The organism is Noviherbaspirillum sp. (genome assembly GCF_036846085.1).
In the GTDB taxonomy this organism is placed as follows: Bacteria; Pseudomonadota; Gammaproteobacteria; order Burkholderiales; family Burkholderiaceae_D; genus Noviherbaspirillum.
Genome location: NZ_DAIUCO010000226.1, coordinates 1 through 8,829, shown reverse-complemented (window position 1 = coordinate 8,829; position 8,829 = coordinate 1). Strand labels below are relative to the sequence as shown.

At 51.6% G+C, this 8,829-nt stretch carries 10 protein-coding genes; 6 read left to right on the top strand and 4 right to left on the bottom strand.

Annotated elements, in window-relative coordinates:
* The first annotated feature begins 168 nt into the window (after positions 1–168).
* Complete coding sequence (gene pyrC / locus V7080_RS20455; protein WP_334190236.1) at positions 169–1,227, top strand: dihydroorotase; 1,059 nt, start codon at positions 169–171, stop codon at positions 1,225–1,227.
* The gene (locus V7080_RS20450) at positions 1,193–2,113 is read left to right on the top strand and encodes a DUF3025 domain-containing protein (protein ID WP_334190235.1); all 921 of its coding nucleotides are present in this window, start codon (positions 1,193–1,195) and stop codon (positions 2,111–2,113) included. Before pyrC ends, V7080_RS20450 begins: the two co-directional genes overlap by 35 nt.
* Before the next feature lie 103 nt (positions 2,114–2,216).
* On the opposite strand, the gene V7080_RS20445 is transcribed toward V7080_RS20450, so the two are convergent.
* From V7080_RS20445 to V7080_RS20435, 3 genes are all read right to left on the bottom strand, one after another.
* Positions 2,217–3,227 carry a porin gene (locus V7080_RS20445; protein WP_334190234.1) on the bottom strand — a complete coding sequence of 337 codons (1,011 nt, stop codon included), beginning with the start codon at positions 3,225–3,227 and terminating at the stop codon, positions 2,217–2,219.
* 407 nt (positions 3,228–3,634) lie between these two features.
* Positions 3,635–4,636 (bottom strand): porin, encoded by a 1,002-nt coding sequence (locus V7080_RS20440; protein WP_334190233.1) that lies wholly within the window; start codon positions 4,634–4,636, stop codon positions 3,635–3,637.
* A 3-nt stretch (positions 4,637–4,639) separates the two neighbouring features.
* The gene (locus tag V7080_RS20435; RefSeq protein WP_334190232.1) at positions 4,640–4,807 is read right to left on the bottom strand and encodes a hypothetical protein; all 168 of its coding nucleotides are present in this window, start codon (positions 4,805–4,807) and stop codon (positions 4,640–4,642) included.
* A 132-nt stretch (positions 4,808–4,939) separates the two neighbouring features.
* Here V7080_RS20435 and coq7 point away from each other — a divergent pair, with 132 nt between their 5' ends.
* Positions 4,940–5,566, top strand: a complete 627-nt coding sequence (coq7, locus tag V7080_RS20430; protein ID WP_334190231.1) for a 2-polyprenyl-3-methyl-6-methoxy-1,4-benzoquinone monooxygenase — start codon at positions 4,940–4,942, stop codon at positions 5,564–5,566.
* Positions 5,567–5,639: 73 nt separating this feature from the next.
* Here the strand turns inward: coq7 and V7080_RS20425 are convergent, their stop codons facing one another.
* A complete protein-coding gene (locus V7080_RS20425) occupies positions 5,640–6,089 on the bottom strand; it encodes an OsmC family protein (RefSeq protein ID WP_334190230.1) in 450 nt (149 codons plus the stop codon).
* Between the two features lie 518 nt (positions 6,090–6,607).
* Here V7080_RS20425 and rplM point away from each other — a divergent pair.
* From rplM to argC, 3 genes are all read left to right on the top strand, one after another.
* Positions 6,608–7,036, top strand: a complete 429-nt coding sequence (rplM, locus tag V7080_RS20420; RefSeq protein WP_334190229.1) for a 50S ribosomal protein L13 — start codon at positions 6,608–6,610, stop codon at positions 7,034–7,036.
* A gap of 9 nt (positions 7,037–7,045) precedes the next feature.
* Positions 7,046–7,438 (top strand): 30S ribosomal protein S9, encoded by a 393-nt coding sequence (gene rpsI, locus V7080_RS20415; protein ID WP_334190228.1) that lies wholly within the window; start codon positions 7,046–7,048, stop codon positions 7,436–7,438.
* Between the two features lie 182 nt (positions 7,439–7,620).
* Entirely contained in the window at positions 7,621–8,664 is a 1,044-nt protein-coding gene (gene argC / locus V7080_RS20410; protein WP_334190227.1) for an N-acetyl-gamma-glutamyl-phosphate reductase, read from the top strand.
* The last annotated feature ends 165 nt before the right edge of the window (positions 8,665–8,829 follow it).

Sequence of the window (8,829 nt, the reverse complement as noted above, 5' to 3'; positions counted from 1 at the left end):
CGCTCGGACCGCGCACGCGACTTCCTCAACAAAATCATCCACTGAGCACCGTCGGTTGTCTCACAAGGCCGTTTCGGGGCAATCCCGAAGCGGCTTTTTTATGCCGGCGCAGGACAGGGGAAGGGCGCCAAGAAGTTAAAATACGGCGATTCTGATGAAAGAGCCGACATGTTTGAAAAATCCGCATCCACTGCCGCCGGCAGTATCACCCTGACCCGTCCAGACGATTGGCATCTGCACCTGCGAGACGGAGCGGCCTTGGCCAGCGTCCTTCCACACAGCGCCCGTCAGTTTGCAAGAGCAATCGTGATGCCGAACCTGAAGCCGCCGGTGACGACGACCTCTCAGGCACGCAGCTATCGGGAGCGCATACTTGCGGCACTTCCGGCTGATGTGGAATTCGAGCCGCTGATGACCTTGTACTTGACCGACAACACCCCGCCCGACGAAATACGGCGTGCAAAGGAGAGCGGCTTCATTCATGCGGTGAAGTTATATCCTGCCGGCGCGACCACCAACTCCGATGCCGGTGTAACCGCTTTAGAGAAATGTTACAAGACGCTCGAAGTAATGCAGGAAGTTGGCATGCCGTTTCTTGTGCATGGAGAGGTGACCGACTCCGATATCGACATCTTCGATCGCGAAGCAACGTTTATCGATCGGGTGATGGAACCGCTGCGGCGTGATATGCCCGCGTTAAAGGTAGTGTTTGAGCATATAACCACAAAGGAAGCGGCGCAATATGTTGCGCAAGCGGATGGGCCAGTCGCCGCCACTATCACGGCACACCATCTTTTGTATAACCGAAATGAAATCTTCAGGGGCGGCATCCGCCCGCATTACTATTGCTTGCCCGTACTGAAGCGGGAAGAGCATCGCCTAGCCTTGCTGAGCGCAATCGCATCCGGCAGTACCAGATTTTTCCTCGGAACCGATTCGGCGCCGCATCCCAAAGGCTTGAAAGAACACGCCTGTGGTTGTGCCGGGTGTTATACCGCGTTGCATGCGATGGAGCTTTATGCAGAAGCCTTCGAAATGGCGAATGCGCTCGACAAGCTGGAGGCATTCGCGAGTTTCAATGGACCCGACTTCTATAATTTGCCGCGAAATAGCGGCACGATCACGCTAACGAAAGAAGACTGGAGAGTGCCGGAGGAACTGGCATTTGGTGAGGCGACTATCGTACCGCTTAATGCCGGAGAAACAATTTCCTGGAAAATGGCTTGATTGCCAGTCTTTAAAGTATTCAGCTCTGATCGCTCCGGTGGTCAGTACAGCGCATCTTACGATGTCAACCAGATTCACTGATTTGATCGATTGGCAACAGCCTTGGCTAACTCCTTTGCTGCCACTTGCCGACATCGCAACAAAAGCGACCGATTGGATGCGTACGTTCAATGAGGCGGCCGCTTTGCTCAACGTACGAAATCATCAGGGCTTGCCGATAAAACTGGTTCCGCAAGCCAATCTTCCTCCGGAATGCGCCTATGAAACCTTCATCAGCGATACCGGGTCAGTGCCGACTCGACAAAATCTCCATGATTTCCTCAATGCCCTTGTGTGGTTGTCTTACCCCAGAGTGAAAGCTCGGTTGAACGAGTTGCAAGCAGCGGAAATCCTCAAGGCATCCGTCGGCATGCCAAACGAACGCCAAGGGGTCAACCATGCACGAGGCAAGGTAAGAGATGCCGCCACCATCTTTGATGAGAATGCGGCGATCGTGATAGTCACTGATGCAAGCCAGATGGAGGCGCTGCACGAACATCGATGGCACCAGGTTTTTATCCAGAATCGCCTCACATTTGGCCGTACTTGGGATGTCAATCTGTTCGGCCATGCGCTAATGGAAAAATTGGTGATGCCCTATAAGGCAATCACCGCCCATGCTTTTATTGTTCAGGTCGAAGAGCATTTTTTTTCACTCTCCCAGAAGCAGCGGATGCATCTCCTTGACCAGCAAATTGCGCAGAATCTTTCGGAAAACTTGTCGACCGCCGACTTCACGCCGTTACCTGTGCTCGGATTGCCGGAATGGTGGCCAGATCAAAGTGAGGAATTTTACAACGATGCAGCGGTTTTCAGGCCCAAGAGAAAACTTCATCGCCCAAATTGACACAAAAATATTTCACTGGAAGCACACGAAGTGAAAAGGCACCCGAAGGTGCCTTTTCATTTTTAGCTTTAACTAACTACGGGTGACATGTACCCGTGGGTAATTAGAACTTGTGGCGAACGCCGACGTTAAACCAGTTCACATCTGCAACCGCTGGAGCATCATTCTTCAGGCGGGAATAGGATGTGTACAGATTTGTACGCTTGGACAGGTTATGGGTATAACCAACGCCCCAGTAGTCTGCATCTGCTGTACCAGCGCCAAGACGGTCGTCATGACGTGTATAGGATGCGATGACAGTGCCTGCACCGATAGGCGCGCTCACGCCCAGCATTGCATTGCGGCTGTTACCGGTACGGGTTGCACCGAGTTCGTCGCGGTTGACAGCGAACGCAGCGTGGGCCTTGACGACGCGGAAGTCGTAAGTTGCGCCAAGCATGGCGGTACGGGAATCGCCAGTACCTGCAGCGTTGTTTGCATCATGATATGCGAACACGGCGTTGATCGGGCCGTTTGCATAGCCGATCGATGCGCCCAGTTGGCTAGCAGCCGATGTGCTGCCTGCAACTTCACCCAGACCGTAGGCGATTTGTCCGTTGAAACCACCGATCGCTGGTGCGGAGTAGTTGATAGTGTTGTTCATACGGACGCCGTATGGACGGAAGCCAGGAGCGGCAGCGGTAGTACCGCCGATCGCGATACCGCTGGCATCACCAGTCAGACCTGTACCGAAAGGATCGATGGAATCAAGTGCAGTAAAGATTGGTGTGAGTTGACGACCAAACTTAACAGCGCCGAAGCCGCCGCTCAAACCGACCCATGCCTGACGTCCGAACAGCAAACCACCTTGGCCCAGGGCGCCAGAATCGATATTGAAGCCGTTTTCCAATGTGAAAATCGCAGCTAGGCCGCCACCGAGCGACTCGCTACCTTTGAATCCGAGGCGGCTGCCGGATTGAATGCCGCTATCAAGGCCCCAACGAGCTTCGGTCGTGCTTGTGTCGACGCGCTGAATGCCAACGTCAGCGATACCATAGATGGTTACATTAGTTTGCGCAGAGGCTGCGCCTGCAAACGCGCCGAGGGCTGCGAGCGCGAAAATCGTTTTTTTCATTGAATAATCCCCAAAGGTTATCGAGCTAAGATTTATATGATGCTTTCGACGTCGCCGCTGGTAGCGGTCGCCGAATTTATGCTTCGTAATCATTTAATTAAGAAGCTGGTGCTTATTTCATCAAATATCGAATCGAAGGACAAAGGTTATTTCTCTTTTTCGGATGCTATTAAATTATTTGTGGTGACTTCGCAACGGAATGATATCGAATGATGTAATAAATGCAACTTCACAACTCGCTCTGCGCTCTGCTTGCAATAGGGTAAACAGATGTGTTTCGGTGCTCTCGGCGGAGGCCTGTATATAAAGTTGCCAAGCAAAATAAAACGGACCCGATGGTATCGGGTCCGCTTTTATAGAGGCAACAGTGTGATTAGCCGGATAAAGCTAACCCTGCATATCTATTTTTAGAACAAGTGGTTCACGCCAACCGAGATGCCGCGCTGCTTGTCTTGACGAGCGGATGGCCGCAAAGAACCATCGTTCTTTGCAAGATCCAGTTCTGCATACAGGTTTGTACGCTTGGAGAAGGCGTAGGTTGCTGCAAGCATGAACAGGTCACGATCGCCGGATGGTGTAGCACCGGAAACCTTCGTTTTGTAAAAAGCGCCAGTCAGTTCAACAGCTGGAGTGATTGCATAGTTCAAGCCAACCCACATCCAGCGTGTTTTTGCATCTGCAGCTACAGCAGCGACGTCCTGCTCTTGATCTGCATAGCCAACGGAGACGCGTGCAGGACCAAACTTGTAAGCGCCGCCAACTGTCCAGTGGTCGTTGTCAAAGCCAGCGATATCGCGGCGTGTGTATGCTGCGCCAGCAGCCAATGGGCCGCTCGAATAGGAGCCGGCAACCGACTTTGCAGAATCACGGCTGACGCTGCCAACTGCTTCGCCGAGTGCATATTCCGCACGGGCTGTTATCGGACCAAATGTGCCAGTGTATTTGATGTCGTTGTTGTAACGAACACCCGCTGTCGCAGGAACAGCCGATGCAATACCTGGGAACTTGTAGACGAACGGATCATAGGCTGCGATTGTCAAGAACGCGTTGGTGTATTGACGACCCAGATCGATGAAGCCGAAGTTGCCGCCGAAACCGACTGCAGCTGTACGATTGAACAGCGTGTTAGTTGCTGTGTCCAGGCCGCCAGTACCAGTGTTGAAACCAGCTTCCAGTGTGAAGCGTGCTTTCAAACCGCCGCCCAGATCTTCAACGCCGCGGAAACCCAGGCGGTTGGAGTTGTAAGTACCAGTAGAACCCATTGTCAGCCTGTTATCGCCAGCTGCATTCACATTGGTTGTATGACGGATGCCGCCATCGAAAGAACCGTAGATTGTTACAGCAGACTGTGCTTGCGCAGCACCTGCAAATGCACCCAGAACTGCCAGTGCGAGAAGCGATTTTTTCATTAATTAATCTCCAAGGGTTGGCGTGCTAAAATTTTTTTTAGTTGCATCCAGCGAGAGACGTGCAAAAACGCCCATGCCGAGACTTCCGAACAGTTTGGTTAAGAAGCTAATAACGATTTCATCAAATGTCTCCTTCCAGGGCAAAGAGAATTTGGCTTTTGTGCTTTTCAATTGACTATTGTGTGGTTACTCAACAACAAACATGGCGAAAATAATGCTTAAAAAGCAACGGTTTAGCGTAATCGCTCGATCTTGCTTGTTTTTTAAGTTTTCGATGAATGAGCCAGTTTTCAGAAAGACATGATGCGGAATATCGACGGCTTTATTGCGGGCATAGACAAGGCTTTAAGAGTGATTGCCGGAGTGGCGGTCGCGTCTCGGCCGAATCCTGCCCTGGGCGTGCCCGATGTTGCGCTGGACCATGCTGAGCGCAGGCATAGTGCAGGTCTGATGAGGGTGAACCATGTCGGAGAGGTCTGCGCACAAGCGCTTTATGACGCACAAGCCAGATTTTCGACAACGGATGCCATCAAAAAGCAGTTTGCCCAGGCGGCACAAGAAGAGGGGGATCATCTTGCCTGGACGGCCGAGCGCCTGCAGGAACTCGGCTCCCGTCCGAGCCTGCTGAATCCTTTGTGGTACGCAGGGGCTTATGTACTGGGAGCGGCGGCGGCGAAGGTTGGCGATGCGCATAGCCTTGGATTTGTCGTGGAGACCGAGCGTCAAGTCGAGGCGCATCTTGCCAGTCACTTAACAAGCCTGCCAAGCCAGGATGATAAATCGCGGGCGATCGTTGCCCAAATGCGGATTGATGAAGTTGAGCACGGTGCAGCTGCTCACGAAATGGGAGCGGCGGAATTGCCTAAGCCGGTACAAAAGGCGATGCAAGCGGCCGCCAAAATTATGACAACCACTGCATATTACCTTTGAGTCCTTGGTTATTAGTCGGTTGCGACGGTTAGGAACGCCGTGGAAAAGTGACAGCTTTTCAACTATGCCGTCATCATTCCTGTGCCGCTTCTTTTGCCTCAAGATCGTCAATGATCTCGAATGAATGTGTAAGCTCCGCGGTCTTCTCAAGCATGATCGACGCGGAACAATATTTTTCATGAGACAACTTGATTGCTCGTTCTACCAAGTTAGATCTCAAATTCCTGCCAGTCACTGTAAAGTGAAAGTGGATTCTGGTGAAAACCTTGGGATCCTTTTCGGCGCGCTCGGATTTTAAGGTTACATCACAACCGCGAATGTCCTGGCCGCTCTTGCGCAGGATAAGCACGACGTCATAGGCAGTACAGCCGCCAGTTCCTGCCAATACCACCTCCATAGGACGTGGTGCGAGATCACGTCCACCCCCTTCCGGTGCGCCGTCCATCGTAACCACATGGCCCGAGCCAGTTTCAGCCAAAAATGTCATTCCGGACAAGCCGGTCCAGCGTACAGTGCATTCCATTTAAGTCTCGCAGTTGTCAAATCATTAGTAACCAATATTGTAGCCGTTAAGAAGATCGTATAAATCGGCGGCCGATTTCGAACATATTTATGCGATCAATTCATAGCGCGGACAAAAAAGCCACATTGTGAAAAATGATAAGTGATTGTAATTAAAAGAAAAATTGAGTAATCAAGGTGTTGGCGTGTTCGATTTTGAGGCGTTTTCTTGCAACGCACCATGCTTTGAACTACAATTTAATTGCTGGTTGTGAACGATGTGTAACTCGGTGGCAACCAAACTCTTGTCTCCTCCACCCTCCTCTTAGGTGTGGATTTAAACCCGAGGTCTAATCACCTCGGGTTTTTTTTATTTTTTGCGAGATAAGTTTGACGGCAAGTCTTTGAAAAGACTATAATTTCCGGCTTTCCGTTTGCTCAGGAAAGAGAATAATGCTGTGTCCCGGATGTCGTTGGAAATTTTGCAACGGCATGGGAACCGGCGATTGTTGAGCAATTTCACAATTTTAGGAAGTCATAATGAAAACCTTTTCCGCGAAAACCCATGAGGTAGAGCGCGAGTGGCTCGTGATTGACGCGACGGACAAAGTCCTCGGACGTGTTGCCAGCGAAGTGGCACGCCGACTGCGCGGCAAGCATAAGCCGGAATTTACTCCTCACGTCGATACGGGTGATTTCATCATCGTCATTAACGCCGGCAAGCTGCGTGTTACAGGCAACAAGGCGCTCGATAAGACTTATTATCGCCACAGCACTTACCCGGGCGGTATCTACGAGACCAATTTCCAGAAGATGCAACAGCGCTTTCCAGGTCGCGCGCTGGAGAAGGCGGTCAAGGGCATGCTGCCAAAAGGCCCGCTCGGCTATGCAATGATCAAGAAGCTGAAGGTGTATGCAGAGGACTCCCATCCGCACGCCGCGCAGCAACCCAAAGCACTCGTCATCTAAGGAAAAGACATGATCGGTAACTACAATTACGGAACCGGCCGTCGCAAGAGTGCAGTGGCTCGGGTCTTTATCAAATCAGGCAGCGGCCAGATCGTTGTAAACGGCAAGCCTGCCAGCGAATATTTTTCGCGTGAAACAGGGCTGATGGTCATTCGCCAACCGCTTGAATTGACAAACAACGTCGAACGTTTCGACATCATGGTGAACGTGCACGGCGGTGGCGAGTCTGGTCAGGCGGGCGCTGTTCGTCACGGAATTACACGTGCCCTGATCGATTACGACGCAGCATTGAAGCCGGATCTGGCAAAAGCCGGTTTCGTTACTCGTGACGCTCGTGAAGTTGAACGTAAAAAAGTCGGTCTGCGTAAAGCACGCCGCGCAAAACAGTTCTCCAAGCGCTAATCTGCGTTTTCAGAGCATCGAAAAGCCGCCAGGTTTGCGCCTGGCGGCTTTTTTTATCTTTATTCCACAGATGGAACCATCGTGGGCAAATGTGAATTCACTTGGCTCACGTTGGAAAACATCGATGCATGCTTTGTTAAAATCGCACCGTTACTTCACTCTCCATTTCGCAAGGAAATAGCATGATCAAGGTCGGTATTGTTGGTGGCACTGGCTATACAGGCGTCGAACTGTTGCGCCTGTTAGCGGCTCATCCGGAAGTCGAATTGATGGCCATAACGTCCAGGAAAGAGGATGGTTTGCCGGTGGCCGATATGTACCCATCTTTGCGAGGGCATGTATCGCTCGCTTTTTCATCTCCGGATAAAGCGCAACTCGACCAATGCGATGTGGTGTTTTTCGCGACGCCGCATGGGGTCGCCATGGCACAAGCTCGAGAATTAGTCGCCAAGGGTGTCAAGGTGATTGATCTTGCGGCGGATTTTCGACTGAAGGATGTGGCTGTTTTCGAGAAGTGGTATGGGATGCCGCATGCCTGTCCGGAGTTGCTGGAAGAGGCAGTGTACGGTCTGCCTGAAATCAATCGGGAATTGATCAGGACGGCTCGTGTGATCGGTTTGCCGGGATGCTATCCAACATCAATGCAATTAGGATATGCGCCACTCCTCGTTCATGCGAAACCATTGGTCAATGAAGCGGCGCTTATCGCCGATTGCAAATCCGGTGTGTCCGGTGCAGGGCGGAAAGCGGAAGTGCATACCTTGCTTGCTGAAGCCGCTGACAACTTCAAGGCATACGGGGTGAAAGGCCATCGGCATCTGCCTGAGACAACACAGGGCTTGCAAGCGATTGCAGGGCGAAAGATCGGATTGACATTCGTACCGCATCTGGTACCGATGATCCGTGGTATTCATTCGACACTATATGCAACGATTTTGCCGGAAGCGCGCGATACGGATTTTCAGGCGTTGTATGAGAACCACTTTGCCGGTGAAAAATTTGTTGATGTTATGCCATCGGGCAGCCACCCGGAAACACGTTCGGTGAGGGCATCCAATACCCTGCGCATTGCTGTCCATCGGCCAGAGGGCGGTGATTTGCTGGTTATTCTCGTCGTGGAAGACAACTTGGTTAAAGGTGCTGCAGGGCAGGGTGTGCAGTGTATGAACATCATGTTCGGCCTTGATGAAACTGCAGGATTAATGCACATTCCAGTATTGCCCTAAGTAATCATTGCAATACCATGGCTCACGCACCTTCGATGTTCAGCAGCTTAAAAGTGCGATTGTGGTTTAGGCGGCTATCGGTATCGTCTCCAAGAATTGCAGTCCGGAACCAAATGCCTTTGGCCGTGCGTATGCTTTTGTACGCCATCCTGGTCTGTAGTGGCG

Bases quoted from the DNA above. Each gene is read 5' to 3' on its own strand.
- rplM (WP_334190229.1), top strand. From the start codon at position 6,608: ATGAAAACCTTTTCCGCGAAAACCCATGAGGTAGAGCGCGAGTGGCTC.
- rpsI (WP_334190228.1), top strand. From the start codon at position 7,046: ATGATCGGTAACTACAATTACGGAACCGGCCGTCGCAAGAGTGCAGTG.
- argC (WP_334190227.1), top strand. From the start codon at position 7,621: ATGATCAAGGTCGGTATTGTTGGTGGCACTGGCTATACAGGCGTCGAA.
- pyrC (WP_334190236.1), top strand. From the start codon at position 169: ATGTTTGAAAAATCCGCATCCACTGCCGCCGGCAGTATCACCCTGACC.
- V7080_RS20440 (WP_334190233.1), bottom strand. From the start codon at position 4,636: ATGAAAAAATCGCTTCTCGCACTGGCAGTTCTGGGTGCATTTGCAGGT.
- V7080_RS20450 (WP_334190235.1), top strand. From the start codon at position 1,193: ATGCCGGAGAAACAATTTCCTGGAAAATGGCTTGATTGCCAGTCTTTA.
- V7080_RS20425 (WP_334190230.1), bottom strand. From the start codon at position 6,089: ATGGAATGCACTGTACGCTGGACCGGCTTGTCCGGAATGACATTTTTG.
- coq7 (WP_334190231.1), top strand. From the start codon at position 4,940: ATGCGGAATATCGACGGCTTTATTGCGGGCATAGACAAGGCTTTAAGA.
- V7080_RS20445 (WP_334190234.1), bottom strand. From the start codon at position 3,227: ATGAAAAAAACGATTTTCGCGCTCGCAGCCCTCGGCGCGTTTGCAGGC.